The organism is Nonomuraea sp. NPDC048892, assembly GCF_040649735.1.
Classification (GTDB): domain Bacteria; phylum Actinomycetota; class Actinomycetes; order Streptosporangiales; family Streptosporangiaceae; genus Nonomuraea; species Nonomuraea maheshkhaliensis.
This window is the reverse complement of the sequence record NZ_JBEZFZ010000023.1, coordinates 44,557-64,322: the sequence shown is the minus strand read 5'-3', so window position 1 is coordinate 64,322 and position 19,766 is coordinate 44,557. Positions and strand designations below refer to the sequence as shown.

Genomic DNA, 19,766 nt, shown 5'->3' with positions numbered 1-19,766 from the left:
ATGAACACGCTCAACCGCCGGGACGCCCTGCGGCTGCTCGGCCTGTCGACCCTCGGGGTGACCGCGCTGGCGGCCTGTGCCCCCGACGCCTCAGGCGGCGCCCCTCAGGGCGACACCGCTGCCAAAGCCTTCGGTTTCACCTCCTGGTCACTGAACGAGGAGGCGCAGAAGGCCGCGGTGCAAGCCATCGTGGACGGTTACGCCGGCAGCAAGGGCGTCAAGATCACCACGGCGTCGTTCCCGTACAACGAATACCTCAACCAGGTGACGCTGAAGCTGCGCGGAGGGCAGCTCACAGGGGCGATCCAGCTCGACGTGGCGTGGCTGGGCGCCCTGGCCGCGATGGGCAAGCTGCGCGACCTCGCCGCGCCGGCGGCCAAGGGCGGCTACACGGACGTGGCGCTGTCCAGCGGCCAGAGCGGCGGCAAGCAGCTCGGGCTGCCCTGGACGACCGGCTCGATCGGCCTCATCGCCAACACCGCGCTGCTGGAGAAGGCCGGGGTGGACGGCGTGCCCGCCACCGTCGAGGAGTTCGAGGCGGCGCTGAAGAAGGTGGCCGCGCTCGACGGTGTCATCCCGTACGCCGCCGCCACCAAGGCGGCCCAGCTCAAGGACATCCTGCCGTGGATGCGCACGTTCGGCAGCCCGCTGCTGGACGGTGACACGATCACCGTCGGCGACGAGCAGTCGGTGGCGGCCGTGGAGTGGTACAAGAAGCTCTACGACGCCAAGCTGATCGCCCCTGACGTGGACCGCTTCGACGCCCGCGCCCTGTTCGCCCAGGGCAAGGCGGCCTTCTACGACGACGCGATCATCGCGCGCGGCGTGGTGGCGAGCCAGGCGCCGGACAAGTCGCTGACCGAGAAGATGGCGCCGCTGTCGCGGCCCGTGCTCAAGGCCGGCGACTCGCCGCAGGCCCTGCTGTGGGGGCACGTGATCGCGGTGGTCGAGGGCGAGGGCGCCGACGCCGCCGTGGAGTTCGCCGCGCACGCCACCTCCGACACCGCCACCGTCGCCACCTTCTTCGAGCAGGTGAAGCTGCCGCCGACGACCACCGCCGGCCTGGCCGACCCCAAGGTGTCCGGCGACGCGTTCACCACCGAGTGGACCGAGAAGATCACCAAGACCGCGACCGCCAACCCCTTCTGGCGGTACGCCGGATATGCCCAGATCGAGACGGCCATCGCCGAACAGGTGCAGGCCGTGCTCGTCGGCGACTCGTCCGCGAAGGAGGCATTGGCGAAGGCCGCCGAGACCGCCAAGGGTCTGCAGAAGTAGAAGACCGCCCGGGGGCGGGCGTGTTCCGTGGAACGGCATTTCCGCGGTCCCGCCGGCACCGGGCGGCCCCCTCACACCCCCTGCCCGTCACGACAGTGGTGCACGGTCCATGCTCGCATGCTCCCGCCCTCCGGCGGGCTGCGGGCGTGGACGTCTTCGGCGCGATCCCGCGCGGTCCGCACCAGCCGCGCACATGCCCGAACCGACCCCCCGAGGACGACTCATGCGTCGCTTCCCCTCACTCATCCCTCTTGTCCTGCTCGCCACCGTCGCAGCCACGGCGCCGGCCGTACCGGCCCAGGCGGCTTCCGGCCCGATCACCGACACCCGCGACACCGTCGTCATCACCGGCGACAGCTACCGCATGACCATTCAGAAGACCGGCTTCCGGTACTCTTTCGCCCGGCGCGACGGCACCGTGATCGCCCCCGCCCACGCCGAGTCCGGCCTGCGCGTCGGTGACGCCGACGCCGCCACCACGAAACTCGCCGGCCGGGCGGGCGGCGCGGCCGTGCTCGACGTCACCTTGGAGACCGGCGCGAAGGTGCGGGTCAAGGTGCAGCCGTCCGCCCGCCACGTGAAGATCACCGCCGATCGGGGCGCGGACTTCCGCACCGGGCCGGTGGCGCCCGCGTACGGGCTCGGCGACTACGGCGCGCACGCCGACGGCCAGCCCGACCAGGACACCCCGTGCAGCGGCCAGGTCGAGGCGCGCCGGACGACCGAGCTGACCGGCATCGTCCTCGACAACCTCACCAACGAGGGCAGCTGCAAGCGGTTCATCTCCACCTTCGTGGTCTTCCCCAAGCAGCGCTTCGCCGAGGTGCTCTTCGACGAGGGGCAGAAGCGGGTCGGCCTGACCACGTCGGAGAACCGGCTGGGCAGCGTCGATCCCGCGCAGGGCCTCTACTACTTCGCCGCCCCCGACCTCAAGCGGATCTACGCCGACTACCGCGACGTACGGAACCGGCACGGCTACACCGACGTCCGGCCCCGGCCGGAGATGTTCGGGCTGGGCTGGGAGGCGTACGGGGCGCTGGCCTGGAACACCTACCAGTCGTCGGTGACCGAGACCGTCAAGGCGTTCAAGGAGCACGGCTACCCGCTCCAGTGGGGCGTGGTGGGCTCCGGCTTCTGGCCGGGCCCGCGCGGCGACGCCTCCGAGGGGACGACGAACAGCTTCGGCATGTGGGACTCGAAACCCGAGCCCGGCCGCGACGACGGCCTGCCCAACCCGCGCTACCCCGACCCGGACGCGCTGAAGAAGCTCTTCGCCGACAACGGCATGGTCCTGCTGCTCGGCGCGCGCAACAACTTCAAGGTGGCGCCCAACGCCAATGACGGCCCGTTCACCGCCGAGGCGCTGGCCAAGGGCTACTTCCTGCCGGTCAAGGTGACCAAGTCGCAGTTCCCGCAGGGTGAGACGTACGTGCTGGACGCCTCGAACCCGAAGGCCGTGCGGTGGTACGTGGAACAGACCCGCAAGTGGGGCGTGGACGGTGTCAAGGAGGACACCATGCTGTACGCGCCCAACCTGAACCGCGACGGCAACTGGAACGCCCTGCAGAAGGCGCTGCACGACGACGGTGACCTCGTCGTCGTCCGCAACGCCGCCTACTCGGTGCCCGGCGACTTCGTCCGCATCAACGACACGATCTACGGCCGCGGCGAGGTCTTCCACGAGGACCCCGACCGGATCCCGGTGAACATGCTCAACATCGCCGCCTCCGGCCCCGGCAACGTCTCGCCCGACATCGTCGGCGGCACGCCCAAGGCCTCGCTGACCGACCCGTCCTACCGGCGCTACTTCTGGCGCAACGCGCAGTTCGCCGCGCTGACGCCGGTCATGACCTTCGGCAAGGGGCCGTGGGAGCTGGAGGACCCCGACCTGGCGGCGTCGGTGAAGCGGATGTCGCTCTGGCACGACGCGCTCCACCCGTACATTTACGACGCGGTGCTCGACGGCTACGAGTCCGGCTTCCCGTACGCGATGACGCCGCTGCCCATCGCCTACCCCGACGCCGACCCCGGCTCCGCCGGCCACGAGTGGATGTTCGGCGAGTCGCTGCTGGCCGCGCCGCTCTTCGGCCGGGACTTCGACACCGCGCAGACGCGCGACGTCTACCTGCCGGCGGGCAAGTGGATCGACTACGACACCGGCGCCGTCTACCAGGGGCCGCGCACCCTGAAGGACCACGCGATCGGGATGGACCGGCTGCCGGTGTTCGTGGGCGGCAAGGGCGTGCTGATCACGCGCAAGGGCGCGGAGGTGTACCCGATCGCGCGCGGCTCGTCCTTCGACTCCCAGGGCACCAGGATCGTCAACGCGAACACCGGCTGGGACCCCGCCAAGCTGGTCGTCACCGACACCAGGACCGGCCGCCGGGTCTCCTTCACCGTGGACGCCAAGACCGGCGCGATCCGCTTCCCCGTGGTCAAGGGGCACCAGTACGTGCTGTCGGGCGGCGGCAAGGCGGCGCACCCGTTCCCGATCGAGACCGACGTCCCGGCGGCGGCGCCGGCCGGGCTGTCGCACGAGGGCATGACGCTGTCGTGGTCGCCGGTCAAGGGCGCCCGCGGGTACGTCGTCACCGGCGGCTGCGCCTCGTCCGTGGTCGGCAGCACGACGGGGGCGACCAGCCTCGCCGTGGCCCCCGGCGAGTACCGGGTCGCGGCGACGAACGCGGCCGGCACCGGCCCCCTCTCCGAGCCCCACACCGTGCCGGCCCCCGTTTCCACCGACCCGGTCGTCGTGACCAACGAGGGCGGCCCGGCCACCTGCTCGGACACGCAGCCGTACCGGGAGACGGGGACCTGGTCGTCGAGCAGCCTGAAGGGCTTCGACGGCTCCGGCACCCGGTTCAGCTCGACCGAGGGCTCGACCGCCACGTGGTCGGCGCGCCTGCCGGCCGGCTCGTACGAGGTGGCCGTCTGGTTCCCGGCGCACACGGCCAGCACCAAGCAGGCGACGTACCAGGTGGGCGGCCAGGACGTGGTCGTGGACCAGACCACGTCGGGAGGCGCGTGGCACTCCCTCGGGACGTGGCCCTTCGACGGCCTCGCCTCGGTGACCCTCACCGTCAACGCCGCCGGCAACCACCGCGCCGACGCCGTCCGCTTCACCCCCACCCCACAATGACCCCATCCACCCACCTCAGAAGCACTTTCCTGGGCAGGTGATCAACCCACCTCACCGCCAGAGCCCGGGACGCTTGTCCCAGTCCTCCATGGCCTGGCCGATGTGGGCCGCCATGAACGCGGCCGTGGCGGCGGGGCTGGTGCAGGGTGCCTTGCGACGGTCGTCTGCCACCGGGATGAACGACGGCAGGCAGACGGCCGTCGACGGCGCCGTGGGCGGCAGGGCGTCGGCGTCGTGCAGGACGAGCAGGTCCGCCACGAACGCGGTGACGTTCCCGCCGGCGTCGCGGCCGGAGGCGTCGAGGAAGCAGCCCATCCCCGTGTCCACGCCGAACCCGTAGAACTCGCCGTCATCGAGCAACCGGCCGTCCTGCCCCGGCAGCAACGCGAGCTCCCAGCTGACGGCCGGCCGGTCGAGGATCCGCACCATCGCGGCCGGGGGTCTCGCCCTCTTCGTCCGTCCCCTCCCAGCGCATCGAGGCGATCAGCACGGCGTGGTCGCCAGGCGTCACGGTGACGGTGAAGGGGTCGGCGCCAATCAGAAAGAAGGGATCGGCCGCGATCACCGAGCCGGTGGGCAGACGGAGCCGTCCCGTGTAGGCAGGCCCAGTGATCAACGCCACCCGCCCGTCGCCGGAGGCCAGGCGGCTGCCAGGGGTGAAGAGCGCCTCAAGATTGCGGGGGCGCATCGGCTGCGGGGCGGACCATCCGGGCGCCGTGCTCGCAGCCGTTCCTTCCACCCACCGGTACGGGGGCCGGCACCAGGGTGATCGGGTCGCTCAGCCCGAGCAGTCGCGCATCGACGTACGCCGTCCACACGCCGAACTCCGCCTTGGCCACCGAACGGTGCTCAACCGGGACGCTCACTCCGGTGGCACTCGACCCGCCGACATTCCGCAGAACCCGCTCGGCGCGGCCGTCCGGATCGATGGTCATCGTGAAACGCCAGCCGCGTTCAGGGGACTCCTCAGCGGCGTCGGAGGTGTGGCGCCGCTCCTGATAGCGCCGCAGGTGCAACCGTCCCGGCGCCAACTGCCGCTATTCCCACTCCCTGGTGCGTCGCGCGTACTCATCGAACAGGAACATCCCGAGATGACCGTGACCCCGGTCGACATGAAACAGGGCTTTCGGCCTACCTCGGACGGACAGCAGGACGGCGTACTGCTCCCCTGGCCCGCTCTCGGGGGGCTCAGTCGCGTACCCAGAAGGAGGCCGGTAGTTCTTCGAGTTCGGTCACGGCCTGTTCGAGGTTGGCGGCGAACGGCAGGAGCGCCTGGTGGGCGGGCTCGCCGCCGGCGGCGAGCCGGCGGATGACCTCGGCGTTCTTGAGCGCCCGATCGGCCACCTCGTCGCCGAACGTCGAGCGGTCGCCCTCGTAGCCGTAGGCGTCGAGCAGGAGGTGCAGGCGCCGGTGCCGGTCGTCGAACGCGGTGAATCCCTGGGCGGTGACGACGTGCCGGGCGTGCAGCGGAACCCAGGTCAACGCGCAGTAGGCCAGGTCGCGCTCCCGGGGGAACGGGCCTGCGGTGTCCCAGTCGACGAACCCGACCAGGTCGTCGCCCTGCCAGACCGCGTTGTAGGGAGAGGCGTCGTTGTGCGTGATGACCAGCCCCGGCTGCCACGGCCGGGCGACGAACCAGACCGCGTCGGGCTCGGGCACGAACGACGCCGTCGCGTCGTGCAGCCGCCTCAGCCAGACCCCGACCTGCTGGAGCGCGCGGTCCGTCCACGGCCACGCGGGCCAGGGATGCTGCTCGCCGATCGTGTCGCCGTGCAGGTACGTCAGCACCTCGCGCCCTTGCTCGTCGAACCCGAGCACCCTTGGCGCCCCCTCGAACCCGACCTTCTCCAGATGCGCCAGCACGGTGTGAACGCTGCGCGTCCACGGGTTGGCGGTCCGGTGGACGGTCTCACCGATGCGTACCGCGCCGACATGCCTGCCGCCTGTCAGGGGCTGCTCGTCCATGACACCGTTTGTACGCCTGGGCTGCCGGTCATGGCACCTGGTTTTCGGGGTGTCCGGGGCTTGCGGCAGGTCGGGATCGGGCGGGGGATCTCGTCTACGGGGGCGGCCTCGTGTCAGCGGCGTCCTCTGCCCTTGCCTTTGCCGGGGTGGCCGTCGCTGTGGCCGGGTGGGATGTTGGTCGCCTTCTTGGCCTGGCCCGATGGGATCCAGACGTCGGCTGAGGAGGTTGCGCGCGCGGCGGTGGTGGAGCGGCGCTTGGTCGGGAGCTGCTGATCTTGGGGCACTTTGGGGGGAGTTGTCGTCGGCGTCGCCGTGGGGGTGGACTTAGGTGACGACCGCTGCGGTGTTGGGGTTGGGGCGGGCGTGGTGGCCGTGGTGGTGGGTGCGGCCTGGAGTCGGTCGGTGGGTTGGGGTGTGGCTGGGGGCGGCTCGGGTGGGGCTTCCGGCCAGAAGCTGACGGCCAGTGCTCCGACGGTGAGCGCGGCCGCCACGACCACATGCCGGATCTGGGCGCGTCGCTCCGTGCCGGGTGCAGCTGAAGGCGTGGCGTCGGATTCGGCTGGTGGCGCGGGCCAGGCGGTGGGCGTGACGTCGGGTGCGGCTGACGGCGAAGGGACGGGGTCGGGTGCGGCGGGTGGCACCACGTCCCCGGTCTGCGGCAGGAAGTCGGTCGGCGGGGCGCAGATCTCCTCAAGCTGCCGCCGAGCCGCGCGCGTGCCGATGCGCTGCTCAGGGTCCTTGGCCAGCAGGCTCGTGAGCAGGGGAGCCAGCGGCCCCGCGCGCTCGAACGGAGCCGGCTCGGCGGTCAGTACGGCGCTGATCGTGGCCAGCACGCCGCCCTGGCCGAAGGGGCAGCGTCCCTCCACCGCCGTGTACAAGGTCACGCCCAGCGACCACAGGTCGGTCAGCGGGGTCGGCGGGCCGCCGCGGGCGCGTTCCGGAGCGATGAAGGCGGGCGTGCCGACCACGATGCCCACCCCGGTGAGGTCCACCGGCCGCTCCACGCTGGTGGCCAGGCCGAAGTCGGTGAGTACGGCGTGGCTCTCGCCGGCGTCCAGCAGGATGTTGGCGGGCTTGACGTCGCGGTGCACGACCCCGGCGGCGTGCGCGGCCTGTAAGGCGTCCAGCACCTGCAGCCCGATCCGGGCGACCACCACGGGCGCCAGCGGCCCCCGCTTGGCCAGCACCCTGGCCAGGGTGGGAGCCGAGACCAGTTGGAGCACGATCCACGGCCGCTCGTCGGCCTCCACTACGTCGTAGACGGTGGCGATGTTCGGGTGGGAGAGCCGGGCGGCCAGCCGGGCCTCGGTCATGGTGCGGCTGAGCAACAGCTCGCGTTCGGCCTGCGGCCGCTCGTCGAGGGTGACCTCCTTGACCGCGACCGGGCGGTCCAGCACCTCGTCATAGCCGCGCCAGACGCGGCCCATGCCGCCGCGCCCCAACTCGGCCTGGAGCCGGTAGCGTCCGGCCAGGAGCCAGCCTTCACACCGCGAAACCGACATAGCGTCCGGCCTACCCGATCACCGGATGCTCATGCAACCCTCTCAGCGGAAGAGGCTGAAGGCAGCGGAACGACGGCCACGTCGGCGATGCCGCAAAGGGAGCCGGGTCGCGCCGTACTTCGGCGACGACACAAGGGCCGCCGGGTGTGCTCGGCAGCGACCGGTTGCCCGGCAGCGACCGGTTGCCCGGCAGCGACCGGTTGCCCGGCAGGCTAGGAGTACCGCACCCAGGACAAGCGCGGTCGTGGACCTCATCATGTGACCATGGCCGCCACCGCACCCGTCCTCGCCCCCGCCCCCGGCGGAGCTGGGCTCGTCGCGTGGCCGTGGCGCTGTGCGCGGCGCGGGCAGTATGGATCACGGGGCCGCTCCGCCCAGCGCCGGCGCGGCCTGCGACCGCCACCGTTCACCCGATCCCACGAGCCTCGACACAGGCGCCATCTCAGGGAGCATCCATGTCCACGCTGGTGTTGGTCCACGGTTTCTGGCACGGCTCCTGGTGCTGGAGCGAAGTCGTCCCGTACGTCGTGGCCGCCGGACGCCCGGCCGTGGCGGTGGACATGGCGGGGCACGGGCTGTACGCCCGCCGGCCCCGGTGGTTCACCGGGCAGCCGTACGACCCCGAGACGGTCGGAGCCGAGGTCTCACCCGTGGCGGACGTGAGTCTCGACGACGCGGCCGACCTGCTGACCGCGCAGATCAAGCGGATCGGCGGTGGCGCGCCGGTGACGGCGGTCGCCCACAGCGCGGCCGGCCCGGTGCTGACGCGAACGGCGCAGCGCACGCCCGAACTGGTCGCGCACGCGGTGTACCTCACCGCGTACATGCCGGCGTCGGACGTGTCCGCAGCGGCGTACACGCGGATCCCCGAGGCCGCCGACGGCCTGGTCGCGCCGCTGTTACGCGGCGATCCGGCCCGGACGGGCGCGCTGCGGCTCGACTTCGCCACGGACGACCCGGCCTACCGGCGGCGGCTGCGCGAGGCGTTCTACGGCGACGTCGACCCGGCCCTCGCCGAGGCCGCCACCGGCCTACTGACGCCCGACGGCCCGATCGGCATCATGCTGGGCACCACCACCTTGACGCACGACGGCTGGGGGTCGGTGCGGCGCACGTACATCGTCTGCACGCGTGACCTGGCCCTTCCGCCGGCCGTGCAGACGATGTTCATTGCTGAGGCCGACGCGGCGTTTCCCGACAATCCGACCTCCGTCGTCACGCTCGACGCCTCCCACTCGCCGTTCCTCTCCATGCCCGGCGACCTGGCCGAGATCATCGTCCCGCTCGGCTGACGCGAGAGCCACCAGCGCCGATGGCCGGTTCCGTGCCGTGCCCGGCAAAGAAGCGCCTAGCGCAGGGCGCGGTGGAGTTGGGTCATCGTGCTCTGGACGCGGCTCTTGTTGCCGACCACGATGTACGTCTCGTAACTGGCCTTCTCCCCCTTGTCCATGGCCCCGCTCGGGCTGGTGACCTGGATGGTGTTCTCGCCGAAGTGGCCGTTGTAGTCCATCGGTGGGCGGGACATCGTGTAGTAGTACGCCTTGCTCCCGAGCACGTCGGGCCGGACGTACATGCCGAGGCAGTAGTCGCCGTCCGCGGTGCAGCGGACCATGGGGTCCTTGCTCGTGTGGGAGTCGGCGGGCTTGGCCGACAGGCGGCCGGTGGCCAGGCTGTAGGAGAAGACCTTGGTGAAGTCCGGCTGCAGGTAGGCGACGAAGACGCCGTCGAAGTGGTCGTGCCGTTCGTCCTCCGAGGTGATCGTGGCGGAGGTGCGGAAGACGTTCTCCAGCTTGGGCACGTCGTGGTCGGGCGCGAGTTCGATCGAGGTCTGCAGCCAGTACGGCGACAGGCCCATGGTGAACGGGACCTTCTTGGGCTGGAGGTCGGCGGCGCGGCAGTCGCCCCAGCCCGGCTTCGGGTCGTCGAGGGTGACGAAGAACGCGGGCCTGCCCGCCGTGCGGATGGAGGCGCCGGACTTGGCCATGGTGTAGAGCGCGCTGGTGCTGGGGCCGTGGTACGGCGGCGCCTGGCGGTCGTCGTCCTTGCGGGCGCCGGCCTGCGTGGGGTTGTAGCACTCGCTCGGCGACTCGCCCTGCTGCCAGGCGTGGAAGGCGTACTGGAAGGCCGCGCCGTGGCCGCCGCTGGAGATGAACTCCTTGTCGTTCACCTTGACCGACGCGATCGAGCCGGCCAGCGCCGTGGACGTCGTGACCGACAGCTTGTTGCGCTTGTCGACCAGGGTCGACACCGTGACGTCCGAGAACGTCCGGTCGTAGTTCTTCTTCGCGGCACATTCGGACTTGTACGAGAGCACGAAGTCGTTGTAACCGGTACTGCCGCGGGCCGGCGCCTCGCACGAGACCGGCGCGGCCGTCGCCGCCACGGGAGTGATCACGGCCGTCATGACCGTGGCCGCGGCCAGTAAGGCGCCCTGTCGGAGAGATCTCATACGCGCATCAAAGCGGGATCGGGCGATGCGTCAGGATCTATTCGAAAAAAACGGAAATGTTGGGGCGGCTGGCTGGAAGCCGACGTGGCGTTCGCGGAGGCGGCCGGTCGGCCCGTGCCCGTCAGCAGGCTGATCGAGGCCGCGTGGGGTGAGGCGCCTCCGGAGAGCGCCAGGAACCAGTAGCGCCAGCCCTCCCTATAGCGCGGTTAAAGCGATCGTCTCTACGCTCGGCCCCATGATCGAACGAGCGAAACCCCTCTGGGCGGCCGTGGCCGCGGCGCTGGTCATGCCGTTACTGCCGCTGCCCGCCGCCGCGGCGACGGAGCTCCGCGCCATCTCGTGAACATCTGCGGTGAGGCGGGCGGGCAGCGTGGCGACGCCGGCTACTGCCCGTACCGCAACGAACCCGACAAGAAGGTGGCGCAGATCGCCGGCCTCGTCTCCAAGCACCGGGCCAACGTGCTGCTGCTGCAGGAGGTGTGCGGCGGCGCCCCCGGCAGCCACCTGGAACTGCTGAAGGCGGCCCTCGGCCCCGGCTGGTCCTTCGCCAGGGCGCAGGGCGCCCGCCCCGGCGGCCGGGTCGACTGCCGTGGCTCGCTGTCGGGCGACCTCGGCCTCGGCATCGCGGTGAAGGCGCAGATCACCGACACCACGGTCACGCAGACGCTGCCGTCCGATCCCACCGGGCAGAGCAAGCAAACCCTGCCGACGCTGTGCGTACGCACCGACACCTGGGCCGGCACCCGGATCTGCACCACCCACGTGCTCGCCGACCCCGCGGATCCGCGCCGCGCCCAGCAGGTCAAGAACATCAAGACCGGCACGAGCCGGCGCTTCACCTGGTGCGACGCCGACCAGTCGCTCATGGATCGCACCGAGAACGAGCCGGACAGCGGCCCGCCGAACGGGTACTCCGACCACGCGCCCCTGATCGGCTACCTGCCGGGGGCGTGACCCGGGATCACGACGCGGGCGGTGGCCGATCGGCAGCCGTCGCCCGCGTCCCGGAAACCCTTTTAGCTACTGTGGCGTCGCTAAGATGGGCGGGTGACCGACACCTCCGCTCGTCCCAAGCGGCGCGGACGCGAAGTGCTGCTCCAGGCGGTACGCCAGGCGATGCTGGACGAACTCGTGGAGCGCGGCTACGGAGAGGTCTCGATCGAGGGCGTGGCGGCCCGCGCCGGGGCGGCGAAGACCTCCATCTACCGCCACTGGGGCACCAAGGAGGGCCTGGTCATCGACGCCCTCAGGCACGCCCTGCCGGTCCCCGACCAGCCGGCGGACACCGGTCACGTGCGTGAGGACTTCCTGGTGATGCTCCGCCGCATGTCCGCCTCGCTCGACGGACTAACCGGCCAGGTGCTGCTGACGGTGGCCGGCGAACGCCGGCGCCATCCCGAGATCGCGGAGGCGGTGGTGGACGAGATCGTCCGCCCGCGCCAGCGCCTGTTCCTGGCGGCGCTGGAACGGGCCGCCGAGCGAGGGCAGATATCCGGCGAGGCCGTCACGTCCATCCCGATCGAGGTGGCGAGCAGCCTGATGTTGCAGCACTACATCTACACGGGCACGCCGCCCGGCGAGGAGCGCATCCAGGAGTTCCTCGACCGGGCCATCATGCCCCTGGTGACGTACGCTCGTGCGTGATCATCACCAGGTCACGGGGAGCCGGTGCACGCCGTACACGGTCATGTCGGTGCGCATGGGCACCTCCGCTGCGGGGACGGCGAGGCGCAGCGCGGGGAAGCGTTCGAACAGAGCCGTGCAGGCGATGCGCAGCTCGATGCGGGCGAGCTGCTGGCCGATGCACTGGTGCACGCCGTGGCCGAAGCCCAGATGGCCGGAGGCGTGGCGGGTGAGGTCGAGCACGTCGGGGTCGTCGAAGTGCTCCGGGTCGCGATTCGCCGCCGGCAGGGACACGGTGACGACCTCGCCCGCCTTGATCACCTGGCCGTCGATCTCGACGTCCTCCATGACCTGGTCGGGGGTGGCCTCGATGCTCATGATCACGGCGGTGTCGCGCTGGAACCGGTCGCGGTCCGCGTATGGGACGCCGAGCAGCTCGCAGATGACCAGCGACGGGATGGGCAGCGCGAACAGCTCCACCAGGTCGGCCGGTGGGCCGTGCCGTTCCATGGCGTCGAGCCGGACCGCCGTGATCTTCGCGATGCCGGGCTCCAGCCGGCGCATCCGGCGCAGCGTGAACTGCGGGGTCAGCAGCCGCCGGTACCGGGTCTGCTCCGGCGGGTCCAAGTGGATGAACATCCCCGGCCGCGCCATCTCCTCGCCCAGACCGGCCTGCCCCATGGGGATGGGGCTGCGCTTGAGGTCGCCGCGGGCGCTGAAGCGGGGGTGGGAGAGCACGGCGCGGGCGGCGGCGTGGCTCGCGGCGATCATGACGGGCCGGCCCGGCCGGCCGGACGGCACCTGAGCTCCCGGAGTCACTGTGCGCCGGTGATCAGGCGGCGTTCCAGGTCGATGACCGGCTCGATGCTCCGCAGGTCGTAGTTGCTCAGGATGACGGCCGTCCAGTCCAGGTCGAGGTAGAGGGACCAGCTCGTCGAGATGCCTCCGGCGCCGCCTCCGTGGGTGATGATGCGTTGACCGTTGAAGGTGGGGGCGATCGGCCCGTACGCCTGGAAGGTCTCCCCGCGCAGGGAACCGCCGGAGGGGTCCTCTTTCATGGGTTTGGCGGAGATCTTCCCGTTCACGTACAGCTCGGTGTACGGCCGGGAGGCGAGTTTCCCGGCCTGCAGTGCGGTCGCGAACCGGACCAGGTCGGGGGCGCTGGCGAAGCCGTTGCCGCCGCCCGTACCCATCCAGCCCCTGGCGGAGTTGCTGCCCTGGCCGGCGTCGCCGTACACGGAGCCCTTGTCGAGGTTGCGGACGGCGTCCACCCGCGTGCCGTCCGCCTGATACATGTACGGATGCGCGATGCGCCGGTCGGTCAGCCACTGGCGGCGCGTGTAGTAGGCGGAGTCCTTCATGCCGGCCGGCAGGAAGATGTGCCGGCGGACGTATTCCTGGAACGACATGCCGGCGACCCTGGCCACGAGCTCGCCGAGCAAGGTGTAGCCCATGCTGCTGTACGCCTTCTTCGTGCCGGGAGCGAACTCCAGCTCGAAGGTCCGCAGGCTCGCCCAGAAGTCGGCCATCTGCGCTTCGTAGCTGTCGTAAATCTTCTCCGGCGGCGGCTTCTCGCCGGGCCGCCGGGCGTCGCCCAGCCCGCTGGTGTGCGTCAGGAGATGGTGCGCGGTGATGCGCTCGGCCATCGGCGCCGGCAGGCCGTCCAGGTGTTTGCCCACCAGGTCGTGGAACGCCAGCTTGCCCCGCTGGGCGAGCTGGACTACGGCCAGCCCGGTGAACAGCTTGGCCGTGGAGGCCAGGGCGTAGATGCCGTCGATCCTGTTGCGGACCTGGTTCTCCTTGTCCGCCCAGCCGTAGGCGCGGGCCAGGACCGGACGGCCCCGGTGGGCGATCAGCACGGTGCCGGAGAACTCCTCCTTGTCGGCCAGTTCCTTGACGTACCGGTCGAAGGCCCCTCCAGGACGCAGTCCCGGCGGGACCTGGCCAGGTTGTGCCGGGACCGACGTGTTCGCCGCGGCGACCCCCGGCGCGGCCGCCGCCAGCGGCAACGCGCCCAGCAGCCCTCCGAGGGTGGTCCGGCGCGAGAGGCCGTGGCGGGGCGAGGAGTGCGGTGATGCCATGGAATCTCCTGTCACGAGAACGGATGCGACAGGGAGACAATCACGACCCTTGTTTCCCGGGCGTTTCCACGGCACGCCGGCGTTCCACGGCACCCCGGCGTTTCGTGCCACCCGCGGCGTTTCCACGGCGCCCGCGACCGGGCGGCCTACGAGGCCAGGCCGGACTCGTAGGCGGCGATCACCAGATGGACGCGGGCCGTGCCGCCGAGCTTGGTCAGCAGGCGGCTCACGTACGTCTTCACCGTGGCCGGGCCGATCTGCAGCCGGGCGGCGATGTCGGCGTTCGACAGGCCCTGAGCGACCAGCGCGAGGACGTCGGTCTCGCGGTCGGTCAGCTCGGGCATGGTCCGGGCCGGCGCGGGGGCCGGTGCGGTGGCGAACACCTCGACCAGGCGTCTGGTGATCGACGGTGACAGCAGCGACTCTCCCGCCATGACGACGCGTACCGAACGCAGCAGCTCCTCCGGCGGCGTGTCCTTGAGCAGGAAGCCGACGGCGCCCGCGCGCAGCGCGCCGAAGACGTACTCGTCCAGCCCGAACGTCGTCAGGATGATGACGCGCGTGTCCGACAGCCCGGGATCGGCCCTGATCCGGCGGGTGGCCTCGATACCGTCGAGCACCGGCATCCGCACGTCCATCAGGACGACGTCCGGCCGGGTCGCGCGGACCAGGCGCAGCGCCTCCTCACCCTGGCGGGCCTGGCCGACCACCGTCATGTCCGGGGCGCCGGACAGCAGCGCCGCGAACCCGGCCAGCACCAGTTCCTGATCGTCGACGACGACGACCCGTACCGGCTCGTTCATGCCGGCGCCCCTTCCGCTCGCAGCACCGCGCGTACGCTGAATCCACCTCGGTCATCGGCTCCGGCATCGAGGGTGCCGCCGAACATGGCCACCCGCTCCCGCATCCCGGCCAGCCCGAATCCGGAGGACGTGCCCGGCGCGGGCGTCCCGGCCGGCGGCTCATTGTCCACCTGGACGACCACGTCGGGGCCGTCCAGGACGATCCGCACCACCGCCGCCGACCCCGCGGCGTGCTTGCGCACGTTCGTCAGAGCCTCCTGGACCAGGCGGTACGCGGTCATGCGCAGGCTCTCCGGCGCCGTCTCGACGCCCGGATCGACGGTGAGCTCGATCGGGCCGCAGGCGGCGCGGTGGGCCGAGGCGAGCAGCCGGATCTCGTCGAGCCCCGGGCTGGGCGCCAGGCTGGCCGGTTCGCCGGGCCGCTGCGCGTGCAGCGCGCCGAGCATCCGGCGCAGGTCCGTGAGCGCGGAGCGGCTGGCCGTCTCGATGGCGGCCAGCGCCGGTCCGGCTGGGTTGTCCGGGCCGGCCAGACCGTGCCGGGCCACGCCCGCCTGCACGCTGATGGCCGAAAGGGTGTGCGCGATGACATCGTGCATCTCTTCGGCGATCCGCAGCCGCTCGGCGATGACGGCCTGCTCAGCGGCGCGGGCGGTACCACGTTCCGCCTCGATGGTGCGGCGCATGGCCGAGTCCTGTTGCCGCCGCCACCGGCGGACGATCAGCCCCAGTCCGAAGGGGATCAGGACGCCGGCCACGGTGGGGTCCACGCTCGGGTCGTAGTGCGCCGTGTCCACGAACGCGCCCGCCGCCTCGACGGCGAGGTGCAGGACCATCGCGCCCAGTGCGACCGGCAGCGACCGCCAGGCGGTCACCGAGTACACGGCGACGTAGGAGCACAGGAACGGCATGTCGGAATCCCAGCCCCCGATGGCGGTCAGGACGCCCGTGGCCAGGGTCACCACCAGCACCGCGACCGGCCAGCGCCGGCGCACCGCCAGCGAGAGCGTCGCGGCCAGCAGCAACAGCACCGACCACCAGGTCGGCTCGGTGTACTGCTGGGCGGCGGCGGGATAGGTGAAGACGACCATGACGAGCCCCAGCACGGCCAGCACGACGGCGATGGCGAGGTCCACCACCCACTCGCGCACCCATGCCGGCGCCGGGGCGGGGAGTGCGGCGAGTGCCGGGTCGGGGTCCTGGTCCGGTCGGGCACGCAGGAGTCCGAGCATGCGGCGCAGGTCGTCCAGCGCCGACCGGCTCGCTCGCTCGATGACTCCGAGAGCCGACGCCACCGGGTCGGCGGCGCCCTCCCTCTGGTAGCGGGCCACCCCCGACTGCACCGCGATGACCGAGAGCGTGTGCGAGACGACGTCGTGCAGCTCACGCGCGATGCGCAGCCGTTCGGCCAGCACCGCCCGTTCGGCGGTGACGGCCCTGGCCCGCTCGGCGGCCACGGCGTTCGCCTGGGCGACCTCCGTGAGCTGGCGGCGCCGCCGCATCACCCGGCCCGTTCCCCAGGCGATGGTCTGGGCGAGCACGTCGACCAGGATCAGCGGATGGTCGAACGACGGGGCGCCGAGCACGGTCAAGGTCACCATCGACGCGTACGCGGCCCCCAGCCCGACGGCCGCCGCGCGGCGCTCACGCCAGGCGGCGACCGCGTACAGCGCCGCCATATGGCAGAACGGGGTGATGCCCGGCGCCCAGCGCAGCGCCGTCAGCAGCAGGATCGCTCCGGTGACCGTCAGTGAGACGGTGAGCGGCCGGCGGCGCCGGGCCGCCAGCGGCAGGCTCGCGGCGAGACCGAGGAGGACCGTCCAGCCGTTGGGCGGGCGGTAGGCGTGCGTGAAGATCGGCTCCGGTGCCGTCACGCTGATCACCACGAGCACCGCCAGCGCCACGGCGATGATCGCGTCGACCAGCGCCTCGCTCGGTCGCCACGCGTGCGTCGCCGCTCCGCCGGCTGCGAGATCGCTCACATCAGCAGCGTACGGCCGAGGCGCTCGCGTGGGATCAGCCCTGCGGGGGCATTCCCCGTTCCCCCGTAGGGCGGAACGGGAGCCCGCCTTCACCCGCACGGCGGCAGGAACGAACCCGCCCCACGGCCGCTGTGCGGACGAGAACGGCTCCCCACACTGAAACCGGACAACCACCGTCCCCGACCGAGGAGCAGCCATGCCGACCGCCTCCAGCACCGCATCACCGTCCGTCTCCCCGGGGACCGGCACCCGTACCGCCGTCACCGCGGCGGCCCTCGTCGGTGCGATCGCGTCCGCCGGGTACCTCGCCGGCCTGTTCCTGCTGTCGGGCCTGACCGACGCCGAGGCGCAGCGCGCGCCGCTCACCGTCGCCGAATCCCTGCTGGCAGGGGTGGCCCACCTGGTCCTGGCCAGCACCCTCGGCGGGCTCGCCGGGGCGACCCGGTTGCCGCGCTGGGCGCTCACCTTCGCCGCCACAGGCTGCGGCCTCATCGCCGTCCAGGCCTGGGCGTACGCCAGCCTGATCCCGGACCTGGCCCGGCTGCTACCCGCGCGGCAGTTCAGGGACGTGGCGGACCAGGCCGTCCTGATGCACCTGCTGTTCGTGCCCATGGGTGTGGTGTGCCTGGCCGGCTTCACCACGCTGGCCGTGCTCGGCTGGCGCCGCCAGACGATGCCGAAGGGCGCAGCCGTCCTGCTGATCCTGGCCGGCGTCGCGTCGCTGCTCGGCCCGTTCCCGCCGGTCGGGCTGCTGAGCGGGCTGGCGCTGGCGTGGCTGGCCCGCTCGGCCCGCCCCGGCCCGGCGACGGTCCGTTCCTGCTCGGCGGCATCGTGCCCTGGCTCGGCGACGTCATGACCCGGCTGGGCGACGTCGTGACCCTGTCCCTCATCGAGAAACGGTGACGACCATGGACATTCTCCTCGGGATCTTCCTCACGGCCGGGATCGTGGCGACCCTGACGGCGTTCCTCGGCTCGCGCAGGCGGCGGAACGGCGGTTCGCCGCCGGGTGAGGCGGGGATCCGGGCGGCCGTCCCCATCTTCCGGGTGGTGGCGCTGGGTCTGCCGGGGTCGGGCAAGACGCTGCTGCTGGCCAGCATGTTCAACGAGCTGCAGACGCCGTCGCGGCAGAGTTACTACCTGTCGGCGGCGGAGGGTGACGTGGCCAGGTTGACCGGCTGGTTCGCGCAGATGGCCGACACCACGCGGGCCGATCAGTGGCCGCGGGGCACGTTCACCAGCGAGACCCGGCACTTCTCCTTCGGGGTCAAGGCCAGGGCCGGGGACACGGTGCACGAGGTGCTCCGGCTGGACCTGCTGGAGTACGCCGGCGAACTGCTCACCGACGCCGCCGAGGCCGAGTCCGGCCGGCATACGGAGCTGTTCGACCAGGTCCGCTCGGCCCACGCCTTACTGGGCATCATCGACGGCGGACGCATCCGCCAGCATCTGGACGGCGACCCGCAGGGCTGGACGGAACTGCACCGCACCCTGAACATCCTCGTCCCGCACCTGATCGGCGCGAGCTGCCCGGTCAGCTTCGTGGTCACCAAATGGGACCTGCTGTCACACCTGCACGAGGACGAGAACACCCGGCTGGCCCTCGTGCGCGACCTGCTGATGTCCAACGAGCACTTCCGCACGCTGGTCCGGCTGCACAGCGACCGGCGTGTGGTCCGGCTCATCCCGGTCAGCGCCGTCGGGCCGGGTTTCGCCTCCGTGGACACCTCCGGCCACGTGGTGAAGATCCGCAGTGCCCAGGCCCGGCCCGCCTACGTCGACGTCCCGCTCTCGGCCGTGGTCCCCGACCTGTTCGACCAGGCCGAGATGGGATTGGACGCCACACTCCGCGCGGCACTCGACGAAGAGGCCCGCCGCCACCTCTGGCGAACCCCGCTGGAACGCCTCCGCTCAGCCGCCATGCTGACCTTTCAAACCTCAGGACGCGCCCTCCTGTACGCCCTCGGCCCGCCCCCCGCGGCCGTCGCCGGCGACGTGCTCATGGGCATGTTCTTCGAGTCCCGCGCATTGACCGCCGGTCAGGAGCAGGCGATCCCCGGTCCACACGCGGGCGAGGCGGAGCGGCGGGTCGATGAGTTCGTCCACGTCCGGCGGCAGGTGCTGCAGGACATGCGCGCCAAACCGGCCATGCTGGAAGGCCGGCTGCCCAGCTCCCGCCTGTCGGGGAGCTGACCATGGACGCCCAAGGGTGGCCGAAGACGATGGACGCCCAAGGAAGGCCGAAGACGATGGACGCCCACGGATGGCCGTTCCTGATCGGCCGCGGGCACCGCGCCGGTTACCGCACCCTCCTGGCGCCCGCGCCGCTCCTCGCCGTCGGCGACCACACTGTGCTCGCCGACCACGTCGAGCCCGGCGCTGCGCCCGACCGGCCCGGCGTCATCGAGCTGAAAACCCCCTCCGGGCGGCCGATCAGCGTCGTCCACGCCACCCACCAGGTCTCCGCGGCCGACCTCGGCCAGACCGACGCCCCCAGGGACGAGCACGGCCGCCCGCTGCACCTCCTCTACGGATTCGTCTGCCCCCGCGCCCGCACCATCAGACCCGACGAAGCCGACCTCCGCACGGCGTTGATCACCGCCCTGGCCGTCTATCGGACGTTCCTGGCGAACGAGAACGGCTTCGCCACCGAAGCGGCGAAGCCGTTCCCGCTGCGATCCGCCCTCGACACGACCACCCCCGGGCGGCATCGGGCCGTGGCCCGCATCGCGGTGGCGGCGGCCCTGCTCGCCGTGCTGCTTCTGGCTCTGCGGTGGGTGGGCCTTCCGGACGACCCCGCGCCGTCCGGGCCCGTCCCCACCGGGATTCCGTCGCCAGGGCCGTGCACGACCGGAAGCGCTGAACCGGCCGCCCGGAATTTCCATCTGCTCACAGCAGATCCGCCCCAGGCGGATCGCGTCGACTTCGGGTCTGAGCGCCTCACATGA

16 protein-coding genes and 1 pseudogene are annotated in these 19,766 nt (G+C 71.7%); 8 read left to right on the top strand and 9 right to left on the bottom strand.

Annotated elements, in window-relative coordinates:
• Both AB0C28_RS43760 and AB0C28_RS43755 read left to right on the top strand, forming a co-directional pair.
• On the top strand, positions 1–1,278 hold the full coding sequence (locus tag AB0C28_RS43760) for a hypothetical protein (protein ID WP_357861336.1): 1,278 nt from the start codon (positions 1–3) through the stop codon (positions 1,276–1,278).
• A gap of 223 nt (positions 1,279–1,501) precedes the next feature.
• On the top strand, positions 1,502–4,417 hold the full coding sequence (locus AB0C28_RS43755) for a TIM-barrel domain-containing protein (protein ID WP_358081737.1): 2,916 nt from the start codon (positions 1,502–1,504) through the stop codon (positions 4,415–4,417).
• Positions 4,418–4,468: 51 nt separating this feature from the next.
• Here AB0C28_RS43755 and AB0C28_RS43750 read toward each other — a convergent pair.
• The 4 genes and pseudogenes from AB0C28_RS43750 to AB0C28_RS43735 form a co-directional block, all read right to left on the bottom strand.
• Positions 4,469–4,855 (bottom strand): annotated as a pseudogene (locus AB0C28_RS43750) (DUF4241 domain-containing protein); the annotation flags it as partial.
• Between the two features lie 230 nt (positions 4,856–5,085).
• Entirely contained in the window at positions 5,086–5,352 is a 267-nt protein-coding gene (locus tag AB0C28_RS43745) for a hypothetical protein (protein WP_358081734.1), read from the bottom strand.
• A 253-nt stretch (positions 5,353–5,605) separates the two neighbouring features.
• Positions 5,606–6,382, bottom strand: coding sequence for a phosphotransferase (locus tag AB0C28_RS43740; RefSeq protein ID WP_358081732.1), 777 nt, complete (start codon positions 6,380–6,382; stop codon positions 5,606–5,608).
• A 113-nt stretch (positions 6,383–6,495) separates the two neighbouring features.
• The gene (locus tag AB0C28_RS43735) at positions 6,496–7,884 is read right to left on the bottom strand and encodes a serine/threonine-protein kinase (RefSeq protein ID WP_357861350.1); all 1,389 of its coding nucleotides are present in this window, start codon (positions 7,882–7,884) and stop codon (positions 6,496–6,498) included.
• Between the two features lie 455 nt (positions 7,885–8,339).
• Between AB0C28_RS43735 and AB0C28_RS43730 the strand changes: the two genes are divergently transcribed.
• On the top strand, positions 8,340–9,176 hold the full coding sequence (locus AB0C28_RS43730; protein ID WP_357861353.1) for an alpha/beta fold hydrolase: 837 nt from the start codon (positions 8,340–8,342) through the stop codon (positions 9,174–9,176).
• Positions 9,177–9,232: 56 nt separating this feature from the next.
• Here AB0C28_RS43730 and AB0C28_RS43725 read toward each other — a convergent pair whose 3' ends face one another.
• On the bottom strand, positions 9,233–10,333 hold the full coding sequence (locus AB0C28_RS43725; protein WP_358081729.1) for a hypothetical protein: 1,101 nt from the start codon (positions 10,331–10,333) through the stop codon (positions 9,233–9,235).
• Between the two features lie 339 nt (positions 10,334–10,672).
• Between AB0C28_RS43725 and AB0C28_RS43720 the strand changes: the two genes are divergently transcribed.
• Entirely contained in the window at positions 10,673–11,287 is a 615-nt protein-coding gene (locus AB0C28_RS43720) for a hypothetical protein (RefSeq protein ID WP_358081726.1), read from the top strand.
• 93 nt (positions 11,288–11,380) lie between these two features.
• The gene (locus AB0C28_RS43715) at positions 11,381–11,977 is read left to right on the top strand and encodes a TetR/AcrR family transcriptional regulator (RefSeq protein WP_358081724.1); all 597 of its coding nucleotides are present in this window, start codon (positions 11,381–11,383) and stop codon (positions 11,975–11,977) included.
• 3 nt (positions 11,978–11,980) lie between these two features.
• Here AB0C28_RS43715 and AB0C28_RS43710 read toward each other — a convergent pair whose 3' ends face one another.
• From AB0C28_RS43710 to AB0C28_RS43695, 4 genes are all read right to left on the bottom strand, one after another.
• The gene (locus AB0C28_RS43710) at positions 11,981–12,775 is read right to left on the bottom strand and encodes a cytochrome P450 (RefSeq protein ID WP_358081721.1); all 795 of its coding nucleotides are present in this window, start codon (positions 12,773–12,775) and stop codon (positions 11,981–11,983) included.
• Entirely contained in the window at positions 12,772–14,037 is a 1,266-nt protein-coding gene (locus AB0C28_RS43705) for a serine hydrolase domain-containing protein (protein WP_358081718.1), read from the bottom strand. Before AB0C28_RS43705 ends, AB0C28_RS43710 begins: the two co-directional genes overlap by 4 nt.
• A 146-nt stretch (positions 14,038–14,183) precedes the next feature.
• Entirely contained in the window at positions 14,184–14,840 is a 657-nt protein-coding gene (locus tag AB0C28_RS43700; protein ID WP_358081716.1) for a response regulator transcription factor, read from the bottom strand.
• Positions 14,837–16,819 carry a histidine kinase gene (locus AB0C28_RS43695; protein ID WP_358081714.1) on the bottom strand — a complete coding sequence of 661 codons (1,983 nt, stop codon included), beginning with the start codon at positions 16,817–16,819 and terminating at the stop codon, positions 14,837–14,839. Before AB0C28_RS43695 ends, AB0C28_RS43700 begins: the two co-directional genes overlap by 4 nt.
• A gap of 196 nt (positions 16,820–17,015) precedes the next feature.
• On the opposite strand from AB0C28_RS43695, the gene AB0C28_RS43690 reads away from it, so the two are divergent.
• From AB0C28_RS43690 to AB0C28_RS43680, 3 genes are read left to right on the top strand one after another with little or no spacing between them, the layout of a single operon-like run.
• Entirely contained in the window at positions 17,016–17,675 is a 660-nt protein-coding gene (locus tag AB0C28_RS43690) for a hypothetical protein (RefSeq protein WP_357861377.1), read from the top strand.
• Between the two features lie 52 nt (positions 17,676–17,727).
• Positions 17,728–19,011 carry a hypothetical protein gene (locus tag AB0C28_RS43685; RefSeq protein WP_358081712.1) on the top strand — a complete coding sequence of 428 codons (1,284 nt, stop codon included), beginning with the start codon at positions 17,728–17,730 and terminating at the stop codon, positions 19,009–19,011.
• 2 nt (positions 19,012–19,013) lie between these two features.
• A complete protein-coding gene (locus tag AB0C28_RS43680; protein ID WP_357861383.1) occupies positions 19,014–19,766 on the top strand; it encodes a hypothetical protein in 753 nt (250 codons plus the stop codon).